The following is a 19,873-nucleotide window of genomic DNA, read 5'->3' as shown; positions in this document are numbered from 1 at the left end:
GTAAGTATACTTGCTCGCTTTTTTCGTTTTCGTGAGCCTTGGGAACCTAAGTGCAGGTGTTCTTCCAAGCATCTTTGACCTCCCCTTGATGGGAAAGCAGTGTATATGAATTTTGAGCTCCCTTATATTATTTAACTTATTGTTTCAACTAAGGAAGTGACCCTTTATGAACATTTTAACTACAAACAAAGAGAATATGGTACCGGATATGAGGGCGACAAAGCGCTTTGTTTATTTTGGACTTCTTTTTATTGGTGGAATATTGATTTTGCTGATTGGGATTATGATTAGCACGTCGATTGGTATGTCAGAAGTAACGTTTTTTCATGTGGCTGAGTCCTTCTTTAGCACTGACTTAACAAAAGAGCATTTAATTGCTCAAACAGTACGCTTACCAAGAGCCATCATCGCCTGTATCATAGGAGCAAATTTAGCCGTAGCAGGGGCGATCATGCAAGCGATTACTCGTAATCCTCTTGCTTCTCCACAAATCTTTGGAATTAATGCAGGGGCTTCCTTACTTGTAGTGGCATCTACCGTTTTCTTCACAGGACTCTCCTCAAATTCTCTCATTTATTTTGCTTTTATAGGTGCAGCAGTAGGAGGCTTTTTGGTGTATTATTTAGGATCAGCAGGAGGTGGTATGACACCAGTAAAATTAGCCTTAGCTGGTATCGCCATTCACTTTTTTTTATCTGCATTAACAGAGGGACTTATCATTTTTCATGAGCATACAACGGAAGGAATTCTTTTCTGGCTAGCAGGGGCGGTCGATAGTAAAGACTGGCAGGATGTAGAAACACTACTACCTTGGGCGGCTTTTGGCCTGTTAGGTTCATTTTTAGTAGCTAAGTCTATCAGTATATTAAGCCTTGGAGAAAATGTAGCAAAGGGATTAGGACAGAATGTCGGATGGATACGAATAATATCAGGTGGATTAGTAGTGGTTCTCGCAGGAGCCTCTGTTTCAATCGCAGGACCCATCGGTTTTGTGGGATTAATTATTCCGCATATAACTAGATATCTAGTGGGGATCGATTATCGTATAGTACTCCCTTTTTCAGCATTGTTTGGCGCAATTTTACTAATCTATGCTGATATTTTAGCAAGGTTTATTGCTTTTCCATATGAATCTCCGGTTGGAATTGTAACAGCATTATTAGGCGCTCCTTTTTTCTTTTATTTAATTAAAAGGAGGAAGAAGCTATCATGATAAAAAACGAGGCAAATATTTCTTTAGTAAAGAAAAAAGTAGTCACTCCTAAACTTCTTTTTATCCTGTTACCAATTGCCATTATCGTATTATCAATCATTAGTACCGGAATCGGGGCTGTCTTTATTCATCCGAAAAATGTAATGGCTGTTTTAATGGGTGCAGGGACAGACATGGATTCATTTATTATTGAGAATTATCGAATTCCGAGAATCATATTGGCTATATTGGTAGGAGCCGGGTTAGCTGTATCCGGGACCATCCTACAAGGAATCATTCGGAATCCTCTAGCTTCTCCTGATGTTATTGGTATTACAAAGGGAGCGGGGCTTGCTGCTGTAATGGTGATTATATTATTTCCTAAATCTCCCGTTCTTGCTCTCCCTCTTGCTGCATTTGGTGGAGCGATGGCTGTTGCATGTATCCTTTATTTACTAGTATACAAACAGGGAGTGAATCCAACCACACTAGCATTAGGTGGTGTAGCATTAGGAGCCATTTGTCATGCAGGTATTCAATATTTCATGATCAAGTTTCCTCTTGAGATCAATGCTGCTTTAATATGGTTGACCGGAAGTCTATGGTCAAGGGGCTGGGAGCATATTTATGGGGTGTTACCCTGGATTATCATCCTATTACCATTAACTATCGTTTTGGCGATAAAACTAGATATATTAAATCTAGGTGATGATGTTGCGCAAGGATTAGGAGAAAGTGTCCCACGGATTAGATTCATGATGCTAATGGTTGCTGTTGCTTTAGCAGCAGCCTGCGTAGCAGCTGTTGGGTCTATTGGTTTTGTTGGTTTAATTGCTCCCCATATGGCAAGGAAACTGATAGGTGTGAAGCATAAATATTTGATTCCTATGGCAGCGATGATGGGGGCTTTGTTAGTGATAGTTGCAGACTCCATTGGAAGGGGACTAATTCCACCTAAGGAAATTCCAGTTGGTATCGTGATTGCGGTGATAGGCGCACCCTACTTTTTATATCTATTGCGTAAAGAAAGAAAGAGTTACTAAAGGAGGGGAAAGTGATGGGAAAATTAAGAGCAGATCAACTTTATTTAGGTTATGAATCAATGATGGTCGTTGAAGAATTGGATCTTTCTATACCACAAGGAGAGATTACAATATTCATTGGTTCGAACGGCTGTGGAAAATCTACTATCCTACGTTCCTTTGCGAGACTCTTACAACCGAAAAAGGGTACAATTTATTTGAATGGTAAAGATATTCAAAAACAACCTAATAAAGAAGTAGCCAAGAAATTAGCTATTTTACCTCAAGGTCCACAGGCGCCAGAAGGGTTAACAGTGAAAGAGTTATGCTACTATGGTCGCCATCCTCATAAAGGGATTTTTTCTAAAAATACAGAAGAAGATCATCAAATGATCAAATGGGTATTGGAAGAGACAGGTATGACGGCATTTGCGGATCGTTCGCTTGATGCCTTATCAGGAGGACAGCGTCAACGAGCTTGGATTGCAATGGCTTTAGCACAAGGAACTGACCTTCTATTACTAGATGAACCCACTACTTATCTTGATTTGGCCCATCAAATTGAGGTACTTGAGCTATTAAAAAGGTTAAATCAAGAATATCAACGTACGATTGTCATGGTATTACATGATTTAAACCAGGCTGCGAGATATGCTGATCATTTGGTTTGTATTCGAAACGGTGAGGTTTATCATCAAGGTACTCCAGCGGAAGTATTTACAGAAGAGATGATTAAGGACGTGTTTAGTCTAGATAGTAAAATTATAAATGACCCTGTAGTGGGATCACCAATGTGTATCCCAATTGGTGTAAGTAAACATGCTCAAGAGAAAAAAATGATGCTGATATAGTGAAATTTTTTTACTTTAGATTACTTTTTGTTGGAGGAGAAATAGATGGGACAAAATGAACATTCTTCAGTTGCGAAGGTAGTTCGAGAAAGACGATCGATTAAGAGCGATTACACGGATAAACCTGTCTCACAACAATTGATTGTCGAGTTACTAAATGATGCAGTATGGGCACCCAATCACGGTCTTCGAGAGCCATGGCGGTTTATATTCGTGCCAACCGAAAAGAGAGAAGCGTTTGTTGCAGATCTAGTAACTACCTTCCCGGCTGATATGCAAGAAAATCGAAGAAATTATTTCAGTCAGCCAATGGCCTTTTTAATCATTGTAATGAAAGAAGATCCTCGCCAAAAACAATGGGAAGAAAACTTCGGTGCAGTTAGTTGTTTGATTCAAAATTTCCAGTTACTCGCATGGGAACAAAAGCTTGGTGTTGTCTGGAAAACAAATCCTCATATATATGATCCTAAAGTTCGAGCATTATTGAAGGTAGAACCCGGAGAGAAAATAGTTGGCTTTTTACATTTAGGCTATTTTGATAAAATACCTGAAGGTAGACCAAGAACATCTGTAGAGAATATGTTTACAGTATATAACTAGTGATATAGTGAGTTTTTTACTATCATCATGGTTTAGACGCGACACTCTCAAGGAGTGATCGCGTTTTTTTAATAAAAGTTTTCAGAAAGAGAATGGGCAAGTGACTAGGAATCAGCTCCAGCGCCCAGCCACTCGAGGTCAAATAACCTGTCAAAATAAAAGGGAAAACCACCCTTTTTTCATGACAGAACATTTGCTCTCCCTTAGGCTAAACGGGGCGCTTGCACCTTTTGTTCTATTTGCGTAGGAAGAAACAAAGAATCTCTGAAAAGGAAAAAGATTGTCGAATTATGTCTCTTGATAGTATAATTTTCCTAATACTTAAATAATTAAGAGGGTAGGGACATGAGATGAAAGATAATAATGAAAAATTGTTAGAAAATAGACTGACCCGTGTGGAGATGGATATGGTTAGACGTAATTCAATTGTCTATAAAGCCATTACATTTGTCACTGTTTTGACACTCCTCTCAATTCTTTCAATAAGAGCAGGTCTTTCAAGTTATTTAATCATACTCATAGGGACGCAACTAGTATTATGGGGAACCTTCACTTTCCTGCATTTTAAAAGAAAACTGATTATGCAGCTACCTTATATTGCTGTTATTGGAACAGCAATGCCAACCACGATAACATTAGTCTTACAGCCAGCGGCAACAAATGTATTTTCAATTTATTACTTAGTGATATTGGCTCTAATATACATGAATAGAAAAATATCCATCGCTTCATTAGTTTATGGTTTTTTCATGTTGATATATATGCTTTATCTACAAAACAATGTCATTAGCATTGCTGAAGAGGAGAAAATTACATACCTTATCTATTACGTACTCATTACAATACTCATATTTTCCCTACTTCAAGTCTCCGCTCATATAAATAAAGAAATGAATGATTCAAGGAAAGAATCCGAGGCACTAGTAAAATTACAGCAAGACCAAAAGGATTCCTTAATTCAATTAGTCAATGATGTTACAAAAAATATCGGAGTGGTGTCTAAGTCTAGTCAAACAAATAACCGTGCATTTCAAGAAATGAGTGCTACATTTCAAGAAATCTCAACAGGCGTTAGTAGTCAGAATGTAGCTACAGTAGAAATCAACGAATCTGTTACTTCTATGCAAATAGTAGCGGATGATATGCTACAATCAATCACAACGTTGAAATCGGAAACAGAGGGAACAAACGCCCTATCGGAACAGGGGCAAAAACAAGTGGAACAGCTAACAGAAATCATTAGTAAGTTTAAAAACGAAATAGACTTTATGTCAGAGGAAATAAGCCAGTTAATTACAAGACTAACAGAAACAAATCAATTTAGTGACACGATAAAGGAGATTGCGAATCAAACAAACTTGTTATCGTTAAATGCTAGTATTGAAGCAGCTAGGGCTGGAGAACATGGTCGAGGATTTGCAATCGTGGCAAATGAAATTCGAAGCTTATCAGACATGACGACTAAATCAGCTGAACAAATATCTGAACAACTGAGTGCGTTTACTAAGCAATCAGATAATACTCGTAATAGAATGCTTCAAGTCGCAGACCAAATGGATAAAAGCTACGAAATGACGGTGAATACAAATAATTCCTTTAAGTCTATTAACTCAGCCATTCATAAATTATCACAATTGGCAGATGTTAGTAACAATTTAACCTTAAAAATAAATCAAACAGTCGGAGGAATTAATAAATCTACCGAAGAATTAGCAGCAGTTAGTGAGCAGTCAAGTGCTTCCATTGAAGAATTAATGGCTACCCTTGAAACTATTCTTGAAGGAAACACAGCAAGTGTAGGCAGCATAAAAGCTGTGGAGGAATCACTTAAATCTATTTCGCGTTAAAAAACTAGTAGTCAGTAGAGAAAAGTTGATAAAACCCTTCTCAAGAATGAGAAGGGTTTTTTTTATCGAAGATCGTGTTGGAATAGCAATTGACCGATATGGTCAATTGCGTATATAATTCTACTGACCAAAATGGTCAATGATTACTTGTGGTTACGGAGGCTAATTATGACAAAGTTTTTAAATTTAGATATAGAAAAGCAAGACCGTATTATCAATGCAGCAATTAAAGAGTTTGCCAAAAAAGGGTATAAAAATGCATCTACCAATGAGATTGTGAAGGAAGCTGAAATATCAAAAGGACTTTTATTCCACTACTTCAAGAATAAGAAGGATTTGTTTATATTCCTATATGATCTTTCCATAGAGCTTGTTTTAGATAAAATTTTTGAAGAGTTGGATTGGGAGGATAAAGATATTTTTAATCGCTATCGGCAAATAGCCAGGTTGAAAATGCAAGTGTTTAAAAGATATCCTGAAATGTTTAATTTTATGAAGGTTATCTTTACTGAGGACTCAATCGAAATAAAGGATGAAATTGAGCACAAAAATCAAGAATTTATGAATGGTAGCTATCAAAAAATGTTTGGTGATATAGACTTTTCAAAATTTAAAGCAGGGATTGATATTCCAAAAGCATTAGGGATTATTTCGTGGACAATGGAGGGCTTTGCCTATAAGCAACAAGAACGCGTGTTACAAGCATCGCTAGACGATATAGACTTGGACGAAGTGTTTATGCAAATGGATGAGTATTTAGAGCTGCTGAAGGTGTCTTTTTATAAATAAATATTGTTCGGATGATTCCTATTTCAGCAGTACGAGGAGGATTTCTAGTCATCCTAGCTGAATTGGTAAGCATTATGGGTCCTAATGGATCTGGAAAATCAACGACCCTTCGATTAATTACTAGACTCTTAAAACCAACACAAGGGGCTGTATATTTAGTAGGTGGAACGATTAATCGTCTATGGTTTACTAAAAATTTATAGAGGACAGCTCCAGTTTTAGAAGAAAACGTGAGGAGACTGTCTTTTTGTTCATGATTAGGTAAGTATAAAAGTTTTCAGCAAGAGAAGGGGCTAGTGACTTGGCATCCAGCTCCAGCACCCAGCCAAGATGAAATGGCGACGATCAATGCCATTTCACCCTACTCGAGGGAAAAAGAAAAAATATCTTTTTCCTTGGTCAAATGTTCTGTCATGAATAAAAGGGAAAACCACCCCTTTTTCATGACAGAACATTTGCTCTGACTTAGCTAAACGGAGCGCTTACGCCTTTTGTTCTACTTTAAATCATTTAATACTTACCTTAAGGCTGAAATTTGTTTATAATAAAAGGAAGATGTGGGAGGCATTTCCACGAACGAGAGACGGATTATACTATATTAATAAACTTTTAACGTAAACTTACTGGAACGCTCCAGAAGATAGGAAGTTTGAGAATATGACAAATGTTCAATATAAGGAAGCTAGAGAATTGAATAGTGAAATTTTAGAGGTTATTGGATTCTTTTCTAATAAGTTTCTAAACTCCTTAAGAGGAACTCCGATCTTATTAGTTATTTCAGATGAGAACGGAAAGATTCTTGAAATGGTTGGAGATGAACTGATAAAATCGAATATCAGCCATTTCGGATTTCAAATAGGTTCTACTGTTAGTAAAGAACAGAACGGAAAAAATATTATTAGTTTAGCCTTACAAAAAAGAATTCCGGTCCAGCTTATTGGAGATGAGTATGCTCATCCAATTCTTCAGCAAACTGCAAGTTATGGTATATCGTTCAGGTATACCGATATTGATAAATTAATTGGTAGCATCTCCATTATTACACCTATCGAGATGCAAACCCCTCTCTATTTATCAATCCTATCCAATATTGTGGATTCCATTGAAAGAGAACTACGTTTAAGAGAACAGAATCGTAAGCTGAATATTATTAGTCAGGTTATGATAAGTAAAACGCGAAATGCCATTATTATTACAGATGCAGACGGGAAGGTCACGGAATATAACCATTTTGCAGAAGTGTTGTCTGGATTTACAAGAGAAGAGATTATTGGTAGGGATATTTTCGAATCCCCTCGTACCGGTACTTACTTTGCGGAAGTGCTTGGCAAACAACGTATCTTTAAGGAAGTAGAACTAAAGTTTGTGAATAATAATGGAGAAACACTCATTTGTCTATTTGATGCTCAACCTATTTATGATGATCAAAATTCTACCATTATTGGTGCTTTTGCTCAGCTCCGTAATATTACTGAGCGCTATCTGTTAGAAGAAAAGTACAATTATTTAGCTTATCATGATGAACTCACAGGTCTTCCGAATCGTAGACATTTTCAAGATGAGTTACATCAATTGATTCAAGAGAATAAAAATGATATCGCCCTTTTATTAATCGATTTAGATCGCTTCAAGATCATTAATGATACGTACGGTCATACGTGCGGAGATAGATTACTTATCGAAGTGACCAAAAGACTTAAGAGGTGTGTGCCAGAAGAAGGAATGGTTGCTAGAATTAGTGGAGATGAATTTATTGTTCTATTAAAGGATAATGTGGAGCAAGCTATGCATATAGCTGACAGGATTATCAAGCAATTCAAGGACCCTTTTACAGTCGATCATAATCAAATCCATACAACTGCAAGTATAGGAATTGCCAGGTATTCTGCAGGTGAGGTTCCAAGCTTAGAGGATTTCTTCGTTCAAGTGGATGTAGCTATGTATAAAGCAAAGTCACAAGGAAGAAACTGCTTTATGGTCTATTCCCCTGACATGTATAAGGATACAAGTGAAGAATTACTACTAGAAGGGTACCTTAGAAAAGCACTTGAGCGACAAGAATTTCAACTTTTCTTTCAAGCACAAGTGAACAGTAAATCTGGAGAAATGATTGGTGTAGAGGCATTACTTAGATGGATTCATCCAGAACTGGGTATCATTCCTCCTAATAAATTTATTCCACTTGCAGAGAGGACAGGCTTAATTGTTCCAATTGGGGAATGGGTGATAGAAGAAGCATGCAGACAAAATAAAAAATGGCTGACTAAAGGCTTACCTCCTATTAAAGTTTCCGTTAATTTATCAACACAACAATTTTTAAAACAGAATATAGTTGAAGTCATAAAGGGAATTCTGGATCGGACCGAATTAGACCCGCAATATTTAGAGTTAGAAATTACTGAATCCATGGCGATGGACTTTTCATACGCTGAGCATACCATTAATCAGCTCAGAAGCATTGGAGTTCAGATTAGTATGGATGACTTCGGTACTGGTTATAGCTCACTCAGTTACTTAAAGAGGTTTTCAATAAATTGTTTGAAAATTGACAAATCTTTTGTTACAGATATTTTAATTGATGAAAATGATGCGAAAATTGTTGGAACGATTATTGCAATGGCTAATAGCCTTGGGATTAAGGTGATTGCTGAAGGGGTAGAAGATAAAGGTCAGCTTCAATTTTTGAGTAAACAAGAATGCTTTGATGTTCAAGGCTACTATTTTATGAAGCCTTGTCCTGCCAAAGATTTTGAAGACCAATATATACAATTAGTTGAAGAATTTAAGAGAAAAAGTAAAGAAGTGATGTAGTTGGAAAAAGTAAGCTCCATACTAGCAAGACACATGAAAAAGTGGGGAGTAACGCATATTTTTGGCATCCCCGGAAAAGCAATTGTTCCTTTGCTGCTAGAGATAGATACTACAAACATTGAATTTATATTAAGTAAACATGAAAGTGGAGCTGGTTTCGAGGCTGCGGGTTATTCACTGCTAAGTAACTCTCTTGGGGTTGCTGTTGGAACATCTGGTCCAGGAGGAACGAATCTTATTACAGCAGCTGCACAAGCAAAAGCATTCCATATTCCAGTTCTCATCATTACAGGGCATCCTTCTATCAAGGATGTAGGAAAAGCGCTTGGACAAGACTCTACACTGTTTGGAACGGATTTAGTGGAAATGTTCAGACCTGTTACGAAATTTAGTGTAAGAATTGAAAGAGGGGATCAAGTAAAATCCTATCTAAGTCATGCGCTAGAGAAAGCGTTCTCAGGAGTAAAGGGCCCAGTTCATTTATCCATTCCAGCTGACGTATTAACTGAAGAAATCGAACCGTTTGAGATGAATCTTCCAGAGTCCCAGCATGTTGTTTCATCAAACTACCATGAAGTTATAGATGTACTAAATAATGCAAAGCGGCCAGCTTTGATCCTTGGTAAAGGAGTCCATTCTAGCAAGGCGTATGAAGAAGTAAGAAGAATTGCAGAAGTTTGGGGAATTCCGGTGATGACGACTCCAGGTGGAAAAGGGACGTTCCCTAGTAAGCACTCCCTTTCGTTAGGAGCATATGGACTAGGAGGAACAGATGAATCTGAAGCTTATGTAGAGGAAGGCATCGATGTCATGTTAGTCATCGGGACAAAGCTTACAGACATGTCATTGGCTGGGTTTCGTGAAGAACACTTCCCTAAAAGAGTGATTCATTTCGATTATGACCAAACCTTTATCGGAAAAACAATTGATGTCCCAACCCTGTTTATTCAAGGAGATTTAAAGAGGAATCTTCAGCTTATAATAAGTGAGATGATGAGGCGAGGTCTCGGAAATGATTCAGCTAGTATTCGTATATTAGAAGAAGAGAGAGTCATAAACCATGATTTAAAACGAAATTTACAACAGCTCCTTGATGAGATGAATAGACGAGGACAGGCAATCGATGCTGAACTTTTAGGGGTGGCCTTAGAACAAGCAAGTAGTATAGAGCAATATGATCAGGGAGACTGGCTCTCCTCTAAAACCTGCATGGAGGTTATGAATGATGTCCTACCAAGTGAGTCCATTATTTTCGGGGACGCAGGTAGTCATTCTTACTATGCGATCAAATATTTGGACATTAAGCAGCCAGGTACATTCTTCTTTGATGATGTATTCGGTGCGATGGGCTATGCGATTGGCTATTCGATAGGAGCGAAATTAGCGGCTCCTAACAAGAAAGTGATCTGCCTAACCGGTGATGGTTGTATGTTCATGCACGGAGCAGAGGTGTCCACAGCTGTAAACTCCAATGCACCGGTCATCTTTATAGTGATGAATAACAGTGGCCTTGATATGGTAGATAAAGGAATGAAAAATATGACTGGAAAATCAGTAGGTACAACGTATTCACATCCAGTTGATATTTATCAATTTGCTTTATCTATGGGTGCTCTTCCGTATAAATGTCGGACGGCAGAAGAGTTTAAACATTCACTGCAGACAGCGTTAGGCTATAATAAGGCTGTTGTTATTGAAGTGCTCGTTGATCCGGATGAAGTTCCTCCAACTATGAGAAGAACACTATGAAAAAGCAGAAGCTACCTTTTCTAAAGGTAGCTTCTTTGTGCGCATTATCGTTCATTCTAGCCTAGTTGCTGATTAACTTGTCAAAGTTGACGATAGATAATCGGAAGTCGCTGATACACAGCGTAAAGTTGACGATAAAAGGTAAAGTTGCTGATAAAATCAAAACGTTGATGATAAATCATAAGCTGTCGCTTATAAAAATTCTTAAGTTGCTGAAAAAATGTTAATAGTTGCTGATAAGCTTGCAAATGAAAGAGCCGAAATGAAAAAAAGGTGATCAACAATTGAAGACTCTGTAAAAGGTAACAAATAATAAGTGTAAATTGTAAATAAACTAAAAAAATCATTAAAAAAAGAAAAATTTTAACTGATTTGCCGGCTAACTCGATTTTTCTCCTTATACTACATCATCCCTAAAGTATTACTTCATAAGCCTCATCACAATCGCTTTTAACTCATCAAGACATTCTTTTTCAAAAATGCCATCTCCAACATATAAGGAGGAAATAGTCGTTTCAACTAAATATTTCCTTGGTTTATTTGAATTTAAGAGTTCTTCCTGAATGAAATCTAATAGCTCTGTGTACCTTCCTGAATCATTACTATTCAATAAAAATTGTTTTAGCGCTACTATCTTTTGATTGAGTTCTTGTTTATCATTTTGAAGCTGCTCACTCTCAGGTAACCAATGATGAAGGAGTTCAGGTTGAAACAATTGCTCATTTGTTTCTTCTAACTCCATCGCTATGCTCAGCATTCGATTCATACTATATTGGACAACCTTATGGATTCCAGAAGAAGAGGGATCAATCTTTGAGTAGTATCTGGTGTTGTGGTGAAGTAGTCCCAAAAACATGATCGCACAATCTAATAAGTATGGTTTCTTTTCCTCACCAAAGATGTCTAAAAACCGTTCATATACCCAGTGAATGATCTTCATTTGTCCTTTTTTGATAGAGGTTTTTAGCTCTTCATCACTTGAAATTAGGACTTCTTCAAAAAGTGGAATGAGCTTATACTCTCTTTTTGCATTCATTTGATATTCAACCTGCTGGATAAAGATTTCTATGTTTGAAGGGTCATGCCCAAGTAATAATTCGTTTCGTTTTTTTTCGATTTGAGTGAAAAACAACTGAAATAACTCAATGAGTAGTTCGTTTTTAGAAGAAAAATAGTTATAAAACGTTCCTTTTGAAATTCCACTGTAGTCCAAAATATCCTGAATGGAAGTTGAGTGAAATCCTTTTTCTATAAAAAGCTCATGGGCTTTTTTGACAACATGCTGTTTCCTATCCTTCATAAATCCCACCCCAACCTTTTTTTAGACGACTAGTACAAAAAAATCATACCGTATTTTTCCCTCATATACAAATCACAATTTTTATAAGGTATTTTCCAATTGTAATTATTGAACGGTTGGTATATTATAAATAAAGTGAAACGATGGTATAAAAAATGAACTATCGGTATAGGAGGGTAACATGAATAAAACAATGAATCCTACAGCACGACCGCCATACGGCATTTTAGCTGTACTTATGATAGGTGCGTTTATAGCATTTTTAAATAATACATTATTAAATATCGCACTCCCTTCTATTATGGTGGACCTAGAGGTTGGCCCTACAACAGTACAATGGCTAACAACAGGTTTTATGTTAGTGAATGGAGTGTTAATCCCAACGACAGCTTTTCTAATTGAAAAATATTCTGTCAGACGTCTCTTTTTAGTAGCGATGGGACTCTTTACTGCTGGAACGATACTTGCTGGTGTTGCTCATGTTTTTCCTGTTTTACTAGCGGGTCGGATGATTCAAGCATCTGGTACAGCGATTATGATGCCGCTACTAATGAACGTCATGTTGGTAAGCTTTCCTATTGAAAAGAGAGGGACAGCAATGGGGGTGTTCGGTTTAATCCTTATGTCTGCACCAGCCATCGGACCAACCCTTTCAGGGTGGATTATTGAACATTACGATTGGAGAATGCTTTTCCACTTTGTTACTCCGATTGCGATTCTTGTCCTATTGCTTGGGTTTTTCCTATTAAAGGATCAAAAAGAAAAAGTGGATATTCGCTTAGATATGATTTCAGTATTGTTATCTAGTACTGGATTTGGTGGTTTACTATATGGATTTAGTTCAGCTGGTAGTAAAGGCTGGGATCATCCGCTTGTATACGGAACGATCATTGTTGGTGTATTAACACTCGTAGCCTTTATTATGCGACAATCTAAATTTGAGAGACCGATGCTTAATTTTCAGGTCTTCAAATACCCAATGTTCGCTTTATCATCAACAATTACGATGGTTTTAAATATGGCACTGTTTTCGGGGATGTTATTAGTACCGATTTATGTTCAAACGATTCGCGGGATATCCCCATTAGATGCAGGCTTACTGATGCTGCCAGGTGCGCTAGTCATGGCGTTTATGTCTCCCATTACGGGCAGACTTTTTGATAAGTTTGGTGGACGAGTGCTAGCAACGAGTGGATTGGTCATCACTGTAGTAACTACCTATTTGTTCAGTCAGCTCACTCAAGATACATCTTATACACATATCGTTATTTTAAATTCAATTCGAATGCTAGGTATTTCAATGGTGATGATGCCAGTTTCAACAAATGGTTTAAATCAGCTACCTGCCCGTTTCTATCCGCATGGTACAGCAATGAATAACACATTAAACCAAGTTTCTGGAGCAATTGGAACCGCCTTACTGGTAACAGTCATGTCAAATCGTACGGTCACACATACAAAAGAGTTAATGCAAGATGCCATGCAAAAAATGACAGGACAGCCAACTGAAGCAGCTCTAGCACAGCTTGAACAGCAAGTTGGGATGCAGGCAATGCTAGAAGGAATTAATGATGCATTTTTCGTATCTTCCATCATTGCAGCAGTGGCGCTTGTTCTTGCTTTCTTTATTAAAAGATCTTCCCAAGCAGTGGATACAAAAGAGGTTAGTACAAAAATGGCAAACAAAGTTGCGACAGAGAATTCATAAGATTGAAGAACGAATGGTTCTAGTGCTTTCAATTCGGAAGCATTAGAACCTTTTTTGTAATAGAGGGAAGTTACGTTAGAGAGTAAAACTAAAGTCTTAGAAAAAATTCATTCGTTTGGAGAATTTCATTCTTCCTATTTCTTTATAAAATAAAGAAGAGTTCCAATTGAATGTATTGTCTAAATAATTTAATAGTGAATATTTCTAATTTTTGTAATAAAATAGAATCTTGCGAGGAGGCGAGAAGATGAACATATTAAAAACAACACTGCGCCATTTTAAACCTTACTGGAAAAGATTGCTCTTGGCATTAGCTTTTTCTATAGTAGGCGGATTATTTACAATTGTACCATCAATCCTGGTAGGAAAGCTGGTCGATGAAGTGATTAGCGGAATGGAAATGAACTTCTTGCTATGGGTCGTTGGAGGGGTTCTCGTTGCGTTCTTAGGGAAATCCTTATTTGAAACCATGCAGGAATATGTACAGGTGAAAATCGGACTTGATGTGATTACCGATATGCAAATACGTGCATTTAGACGGCTACATCGTACGCCGATGTCATTTTTTTCAAACACACCACGTGGTGATATGTTATATCGATTAACTCATGATGTGGAATCAATCCAAAATTTGAATAATACCGTTGTGCCTAGAATCTTGCAGCAAGTCGTAGGGGCTATTGCAGCATTTTCTGCCGTATTTGTTCTATACTGGCCAGCTGCAATCGTCATGTTTGTTGTATTTGCTATTTATATTTACCCTTCGTTTAAGCTAGGGGCAACTGTCAGAAGAATGAGTGCTGTCCAACGTGACATGCGATCAGATATGTATCAGCACTTGCAGGAAAGTATTGAAAGTATTCGTTTAGTGAGAACCTTTCAAACTCAGAAAACCGAGGTTGATACACAGGAGCAAAAGATGCTGAAGTGGAAAAACTACTCCATCCGCGCCGCACTTATTAATAAGGTTAACTACCGACTTGGGAACTTATTTAATATTGTAACGCCTGGTGTTGTCATGTTAATTGGTGGTATGGCAGTTTGGGGAGATAAAATCACGATAGGGACGTTAGTATCATGCCTTAGCTTTATTCCAATCATGTTTTTACCTGTCAGATCCCTTGCTGAAAATGCCCTAATCGTTCAGCAGGCAATTCCGGCTCTTCACCGAATTTACGAATACTTTGACCTGCCAGAAGAGCATGAAGAAGCCTTACCTGAGTTTGGAAAAGTGGAAGGAAACATTGAGCTAGATAACATTTGGTTTGCATATCCAAATACGGAAAAGCAGGTTCTAAAAGGAGTTTCTCTTGCTTTAAAGCAAGGTCAGCACATTGGAATTGTCGGAACGAGTGGTGGAGGAAAAAGTACGTTAGTTCAACTATTACTTGGGTTATATGAACCAAGTAAGGGGACTGTTCATATTGATGGAAAGGACTTATTTTCGTATAACCGAAATAGCTTTAGACAGCAGGTAGGGGTAGTCTCACAGGAGACCTTCTTACTAAACAGTACCATTCGTCAAAATCTATTATACGGAAAGCCGGATGCTTCAATGGAAGAGCTTGAACGAGCCGTAGACGCTGCTGGTTTAAAGGAATTAATCGAATCGCTAGATGATGGTTATGAGACGATTGTCGGAGAACGCGGCTTAAAGCTATCAGGAGGTCAAAGACAAAGGATGGCTCTTGCAAGAGCCATTTTAAGGCAGCCACCAGTGTTGATTTTTGATGAAGCGACGTCATCACTTGATGGGGAAACAGAAGAAAAGGTGCAGGCTTCACTAGAGCAGTTAATTCCGGGTAGAACAACGATAACAATTGCTCACCGCCTTATTACAGTCCGAAACGCTGATACGATTATCCTGTTAGACCAAGGAATGGTAGCGGAAAAAGGAACACATGAAGAACTTTTAGCCTTAAAGGGGCAGTATTATGAATTATATAAAGCTCAATATAGTGAACTAGAAAAGGAGATGGTGGGATGAGTACTGTCTCTCAAACGAAAAATCGCGATGGAAGAAGAGTCCTCGCCTTTTTAAAGCCCTATAAAAACTGGGTTATTGCTGACTCAGTTGTGATTGCAATCAGCCAAGTGTTTTCTGCCCTAATTCCCACATTAGCACTTAGCTGGCTTATCGATACGATTCTTCCAAATGAAAACTACAACTGGTTATGGGGATTAATGTGGTTGTTACTTTTATCAGCAATACTTGATCTCGTCATGATGGTCATTGATGAATATTTCTGTCATCAAACCGCTAAAACCGTTACGAACTGGCAAAAGCTGCGTTTATTTAAACATTTACAAATACTACCATATTCATTTTATCATCATAATCCTTCTGGGGAATTGTTAGCAAGAGTATCGGATGATCCAGATACTCTCCACAATTTCTTAGCTTGGGAAGGGTCGACCTTTATGGCAAGCGTACAAGGAGTGATTATCTACAGCCTTGTGTTGCTATGGATTCATCCTTATTTAATGGTTACGAGTGTCGTCCTCGGTGTTATTTTCTATTGGACATCAAATTATGTTGGGGCAAGAACAAGGGCTGCTTCTGCAGATGCCAGAAAAGAGGCATCTAGGTATTTGGAAAGGCTAAGAGAATCTGTAACAGGTATTCATTTGTCACGCGTAATGGGTGTCTCTGAAAGTGAAGTTCAAAGTGTTGTAGCCATAAGGGATTCGTTCGTACAGCATTCAATAAAAGAATTAAAGGCAAGAATGCAATCAGTTATTGTAATTGCAAGCTATAACGGGTTTGCTCTGGGTCTTGTCTATTTGATTAGTACACTATTAATCTGGAATGATAATTTGACAAGCGGACAAATGCTGACGGCTGGTGGACTTGTAACGATTGCAGCAAACGAAATGCAACGGTTGCTTCGTAACTGGCTTTCTGTGAGAAGAACAGGTCCAGCTCTTGACCGATCCGATATTCTTTTATCAGAGGAGCCATCTACGGCTGAGACGATGGAAGGCGTGATAGGAGAACGTGCGAGCGGTCATATTAGCTTAAAGGATGTAACATTTGCTTACCCAGGTAAGCAAGAAACAGTTTTATCAGGTGTATCCTTTTCGATTCGAGCAGGTGAAAAAGTAGCCTTAGTAGGTCCAAGTGGTTCAGGAAAATCAACAATTGTTGATTTACTATTTAGACTTTATGATACGAAGATGGGCACGATGGAAGTAGATGGAAAGAGTATTCAGGAATGGGATACTAGCTGGCTACGATCGCAAATGTCCATCGTTACTCAAGATGTGATGATGCGAAGTGGTACACTAGCTGATAATCTTCGAATCGGAAAGCCCGATGCAACAGAGGAAGAACTCATAAAGGCACTCCATGATAGCGGATTAGGTGAATTGATTGAATCTCTACCTGAAGGTATAAATACGATGGTTGGTGAAAGAGGCAGTCTATTATCAGGAGGACAAAAGCAACGATTATCATTAGCGAGGGCGATTTTGAAGAATGCTCCAATTCTGATACTAGATGAAGCAAGTTCGGCTTTAGATCCCATTACCGAAACAAAGATTAATGAAACTGTCTTGAAGTCAGGGAAAAATCAAACAATCCTCATTATTTCTCATAGACTCTCAACGGTTCTCTCAGCAGACAAGATTATCGTTCTTGAACACGGGAAGATTGTGGAAGAGGGAACTCATGCAGATTTACTTGAAAATAACAGTAGCGTGTACGCTAGGTTGTTTGGCAGAGAAGCAGAGATTGGGGAATATAGTATAAAGAATGTCGCGGTTGAATCCGTGTAAGTGTTTTATAATGTTTTATTATTGTTATTGTTTAGGGTAGGTTGAAACCCTTGGGAGAGTAAAGGAAAATCAGCTATATGTCTATAATAACGATGTTATAAGTCTATGTATTCAATGAATATAGCTATCTATTAAGGCAGGGGTAAGACAACTTAACAGCGTATACTCAGGTGTTTCTTCATCATCAGTAGAAATTCCTCCAATTATTTATGATAGTCTAGCTGTTTACCAAGTTCCTACTGAGTCTGTAAAAGCAATTTCAGGAACAATGCAATCTTCTGTTTCACACACAACTGTTGGTCCTGACCATAAATATGGTATTTACTTTGAGTGGAATGGAATAGATGATATGAGTATTGCTAAAGAAAGCACTTTAGCCACAGATGATGTTCATATAGAATATGATGGTGAATCTAGAGGAGCGAATTTTGTTTTTAATTATTCCAACTATGGTAGTCAGTATGATAAGGTTAAATCATATGCAAGTGTAAGATATATGACTCACCTCCTTTGGGATCAACTGTATATGTTTGGTCAGAAGAACATTGGTATAATCACTACGTTTACTAGTATATTTATAGAAGTAGGGTAATCCCTACTTCTATATTTATTAAATGAGGTGAAAAAAGTGAAGCAAAAAGTAATTTTGGCATTAATGATTATTAGTATAGGGCTAAACATTTTATTGATCTACGAACAAAATCGTCTAATTAATCAAAAAGATACCGATATCATTTCCTACATAAAAGTATTAACTCACATAAAAGGGAACTTAAAGGAAATTAACAGTGGAAATAATGATGATGAAACAATATTTGCTACAAAGGGAATGTTAAAGTCTATTTATCTGATTTATCCAGAGGTTATAAACACACCAGCAGCTGCAAAATATCATTCTCATATCTTTGATTTATTTGATAAAGGGGAATATAGTAAAATTGAAAGTCAGTTAAATGACATTTATAAAATAGTAGAATCAGGATATACTTCAGAGAATAAAATTAATAAGAAAGATTTAATTGATAATTTAAATACTTATTTCACAAACGTCCAATATAACCAATAAACAATCAAAAAACTGAGATAAATCCTTCAAATCAAAAAATAGAATCCGGTAAATAATACTGATTCTATTTTTATTTTTCTTTCCTTAGGTTTTTTATCTATTATCCTGTTAGTAATGAATAAAGTCATTTTATATTAAGCTATTTGGCTCACTGATAGCAATTATCAGGTTATAATGTTAAATTTTGTTAATATGAGAATATGGGCGGTGAACATATTGGATACACTTAAAAACGAAAAGAAGACCTGGATGGCAGAATTGTGTGGTAATAATTTAGAAACTGAAAAAAAACTAAGGGATATACTTATACAAAATAAAGAGTTCTATCGGTTTTCTGTTTTATTTCTAATTCTCTTCCTAGTCGGCTGTAATATCAATTCTAGCCCTAATTTAGAACAAGTTATTGAGAGAATATGGTCAGAAGATATTGAAGTCCTATACCTGTATGACCAGGAAAAATTTGTTATTTTTACAAACAACAAAGACTTACTTTCCATTAATTCTTTTACTAAAACTGAGAATAGTAATTATAGTTATTCAGTAAATAATGAAAATACCATTACTTTCGAGGGAGCTAATTACCGTAGTCTTGGGAATTTTGCTAGGTCTTTTATAACAAATAATCGGTCATATATTTGGGGAGGAATATTGAATCCACCAAAGGAATTTGACAAAGTAATATTGGAGTTTAGCAACAAAGAGGATGGTGTTAACCATTCTTATCCTTTGAATATTCAAGGAGAATTTTTTATTACACCTATTTTTGGACCATTAGATTCAAAATGGAATATAAAACTAATCTTTATGAAAGAAAATAACATTATATTGGAGCAATCCCCAGCGTAAAAAGAAGAGATTCTTTTTATCTTTGTATTAGAATTTTTCTAAGATCATATTATTAAAGTAAGAATTCAAATTTATTTTGAGTTCTTTTTTGCATTAACTTGTTTAATCACGCGAGTGTTTTTTAGAGAGAGTTCAACAAGTTTTAATGCACTTTCTTTTGTAATGCCTGATTTGTCCATATATTTATACCTCCCTCTTGTTCTAATCGACTGATTAATTCCTTTATCACATTATCTCCGCTATTACTAAATACCTTCATAAAATCAACGAACAAGATTTCCATACCGCTTCTACAGTTCTAAAATTCATTTAAAT

Annotated in this window: 16 protein-coding genes; 15 read left to right on the top strand and 1 reads right to left on the bottom strand. The window is 37.0% G+C overall.

The genetic code is table 11. The features are described from left to right. The first annotated feature begins 208 nt into the window (after positions 1-208). The 9 genes from ACFSCX_RS15115 to ACFSCX_RS15075 all read left to right on the top strand — a co-directional run bounded on the left by ACFSCX_RS15115 (position 209) and on the right by ACFSCX_RS15075 (position 10,861). Positions 209-1,213, top strand: coding sequence for a FecCD family ABC transporter permease (locus tag ACFSCX_RS15115; protein WP_377929146.1), 1,005 nt, complete (start codon positions 209-211; stop codon positions 1,211-1,213). Next, on the top strand, positions 1,210-2,235 hold the full coding sequence (locus ACFSCX_RS15110) for a FecCD family ABC transporter permease (RefSeq protein WP_377929084.1): 1,026 nt from the start codon (positions 1,210-1,212) through the stop codon (positions 2,233-2,235). The genes ACFSCX_RS15115 and ACFSCX_RS15110 overlap by 4 nt, the downstream gene beginning before the upstream one ends. A gap of 14 nt (positions 2,236-2,249) precedes the next feature. Then, positions 2,250-3,065 carry an ABC transporter ATP-binding protein gene (locus ACFSCX_RS15105; protein WP_377929083.1) on the top strand — a complete coding sequence of 272 codons (816 nt, stop codon included), beginning with the start codon at positions 2,250-2,252 and terminating at the stop codon, positions 3,063-3,065. 45 nt (positions 3,066-3,110) lie between these two features. Beyond that, positions 3,111-3,665, top strand: coding sequence for a nitroreductase family protein (locus tag ACFSCX_RS15100; protein ID WP_377929082.1), 555 nt, complete (start codon positions 3,111-3,113; stop codon positions 3,663-3,665). 350 nt (positions 3,666-4,015) lie between these two features. Beyond that, positions 4,016-5,512 (top strand): methyl-accepting chemotaxis protein, encoded by a 1,497-nt coding sequence (locus tag ACFSCX_RS15095; protein ID WP_377929081.1) that lies wholly within the window; start codon positions 4,016-4,018, stop codon positions 5,510-5,512. 168 nt (positions 5,513-5,680) lie between these two features. Next, on the top strand, positions 5,681-6,301 hold the full coding sequence (locus ACFSCX_RS15090; RefSeq protein WP_377929080.1) for a TetR/AcrR family transcriptional regulator: 621 nt from the start codon (positions 5,681-5,683) through the stop codon (positions 6,299-6,301). Between the two features lie 11 nt (positions 6,302-6,312). Beyond that, positions 6,313-6,504 carry an ATP-binding cassette domain-containing protein gene (locus ACFSCX_RS15085; RefSeq protein ID WP_377929079.1) on the top strand — a complete coding sequence of 64 codons (192 nt, stop codon included), beginning with the start codon at positions 6,313-6,315 and terminating at the stop codon, positions 6,502-6,504. A gap of 454 nt (positions 6,505-6,958) precedes the next feature. Continuing rightward, positions 6,959-9,112 carry a putative bifunctional diguanylate cyclase/phosphodiesterase gene (locus ACFSCX_RS15080; RefSeq protein WP_377929078.1) on the top strand — a complete coding sequence of 718 codons (2,154 nt, stop codon included), beginning with the start codon at positions 6,959-6,961 and terminating at the stop codon, positions 9,110-9,112. Beyond that, on the top strand, positions 9,113-10,861 hold the full coding sequence (locus tag ACFSCX_RS15075; RefSeq protein ID WP_377929077.1) for a thiamine pyrophosphate-binding protein: 1,749 nt from the start codon (positions 9,113-9,115) through the stop codon (positions 10,859-10,861). It abuts the gene before it with no gap. Positions 10,862-11,282: 421 nt separating this feature from the next. On the opposite strand, the gene ACFSCX_RS15070 is transcribed toward ACFSCX_RS15075, so the two are convergent. After that, positions 11,283-12,161, bottom strand: coding sequence for a TetR/AcrR family transcriptional regulator (locus ACFSCX_RS15070; protein WP_377929076.1), 879 nt, complete (start codon positions 12,159-12,161; stop codon positions 11,283-11,285). Positions 12,162-12,342: 181 nt separating this feature from the next. Between ACFSCX_RS15070 and ACFSCX_RS15065 the strand changes: the two genes are divergently transcribed. The 6 genes from ACFSCX_RS15065 (at position 12,343) to ACFSCX_RS15040 (ending at position 19,558) form a co-directional block, all read left to right on the top strand. Then, positions 12,343-13,869 carry a DHA2 family efflux MFS transporter permease subunit gene (locus ACFSCX_RS15065; RefSeq protein ID WP_377929075.1) on the top strand — a complete coding sequence of 509 codons (1,527 nt, stop codon included), beginning with the start codon at positions 12,343-12,345 and terminating at the stop codon, positions 13,867-13,869. Positions 13,870-14,116: 247 nt separating this feature from the next. Next, positions 14,117-15,856 (top strand): ABC transporter ATP-binding protein, encoded by a 1,740-nt coding sequence (locus tag ACFSCX_RS15060; protein ID WP_377929074.1) that lies wholly within the window; start codon positions 14,117-14,119, stop codon positions 15,854-15,856. Next, entirely contained in the window at positions 15,853-17,646 is a 1,794-nt protein-coding gene (locus ACFSCX_RS15055; protein WP_377929073.1) for an ABC transporter ATP-binding protein, read from the top strand. Before ACFSCX_RS15060 ends, ACFSCX_RS15055 begins: the two co-directional genes overlap by 4 nt. A 268-nt stretch (positions 17,647-17,914) precedes the next feature. Beyond that, on the top strand, positions 17,915-18,238 hold the full coding sequence (locus ACFSCX_RS15050) for a hypothetical protein (RefSeq protein WP_377929072.1): 324 nt from the start codon (positions 17,915-17,917) through the stop codon (positions 18,236-18,238). Between the two features lie 36 nt (positions 18,239-18,274). Next, on the top strand, positions 18,275-18,712 hold the full coding sequence (locus ACFSCX_RS15045; protein ID WP_377929071.1) for a hypothetical protein: 438 nt from the start codon (positions 18,275-18,277) through the stop codon (positions 18,710-18,712). Between the two features lie 216 nt (positions 18,713-18,928). After that, positions 18,929-19,558, top strand: a complete 630-nt coding sequence (locus ACFSCX_RS15040; protein ID WP_377929070.1) for a hypothetical protein — start codon at positions 18,929-18,931, stop codon at positions 19,556-19,558. Positions 19,559-19,873 lie beyond the last annotated feature (315 nt).

The sequence above is a fragment of the Bacillus salitolerans genome, assembly GCF_042680805.1.
Classification (GTDB): Bacteria; Bacillota; Bacilli; order Bacillales; family SA4; genus Bacillus_CJ; species Bacillus_CJ salitolerans.
Note: the sequence above shows the minus strand (reverse complement) of the source record. Positions and strands in the feature narration are given on the sequence as shown.

What these genes read in the sequence shown, in the direction of transcription:
- ACFSCX_RS15115 (WP_377929146.1), top strand. Translation starts at nt 209, where the DNA reads ATGAGGGCGACAAAGCGCTTTGTTTATTTTGGACTTCTTTTTATTGGT.
- ACFSCX_RS15110 (WP_377929084.1), top strand. Translation starts at nt 1,210, where the DNA reads ATGATAAAAAACGAGGCAAATATTTCTTTAGTAAAGAAAAAAGTAGTC.
- ACFSCX_RS15105 (WP_377929083.1), top strand. Translation starts at nt 2,250, where the DNA reads ATGGGAAAATTAAGAGCAGATCAACTTTATTTAGGTTATGAATCAATG.
- ACFSCX_RS15100 (WP_377929082.1), top strand. Translation starts at nt 3,111, where the DNA reads ATGGGACAAAATGAACATTCTTCAGTTGCGAAGGTAGTTCGAGAAAGA.
- ACFSCX_RS15095 (WP_377929081.1), top strand. Translation starts at nt 4,016, where the DNA reads ATGAAAGATAATAATGAAAAATTGTTAGAAAATAGACTGACCCGTGTG.
- ACFSCX_RS15090 (WP_377929080.1), top strand. Translation starts at nt 5,681, where the DNA reads ATGACAAAGTTTTTAAATTTAGATATAGAAAAGCAAGACCGTATTATC.
- ACFSCX_RS15085 (WP_377929079.1), top strand. Translation starts at nt 6,313, where the DNA reads ATGATTCCTATTTCAGCAGTACGAGGAGGATTTCTAGTCATCCTAGCT.
- ACFSCX_RS15080 (WP_377929078.1), top strand. Translation starts at nt 6,959, where the DNA reads ATGACAAATGTTCAATATAAGGAAGCTAGAGAATTGAATAGTGAAATT.
- ACFSCX_RS15070 (WP_377929076.1), bottom strand. Translation starts at nt 12,161, where the DNA reads ATGAAGGATAGGAAACAGCATGTTGTCAAAAAAGCCCATGAGCTTTTT.
- ACFSCX_RS15065 (WP_377929075.1), top strand. Translation starts at nt 12,343, where the DNA reads ATGAATAAAACAATGAATCCTACAGCACGACCGCCATACGGCATTTTA.
- ACFSCX_RS15060 (WP_377929074.1), top strand. Translation starts at nt 14,117, where the DNA reads ATGAACATATTAAAAACAACACTGCGCCATTTTAAACCTTACTGGAAA.
- ACFSCX_RS15055 (WP_377929073.1), top strand. Translation starts at nt 15,853, where the DNA reads ATGAGTACTGTCTCTCAAACGAAAAATCGCGATGGAAGAAGAGTCCTC.
- ACFSCX_RS15050 (WP_377929072.1), top strand. Translation starts at nt 17,915, where the DNA reads ATGCAATCTTCTGTTTCACACACAACTGTTGGTCCTGACCATAAATAT.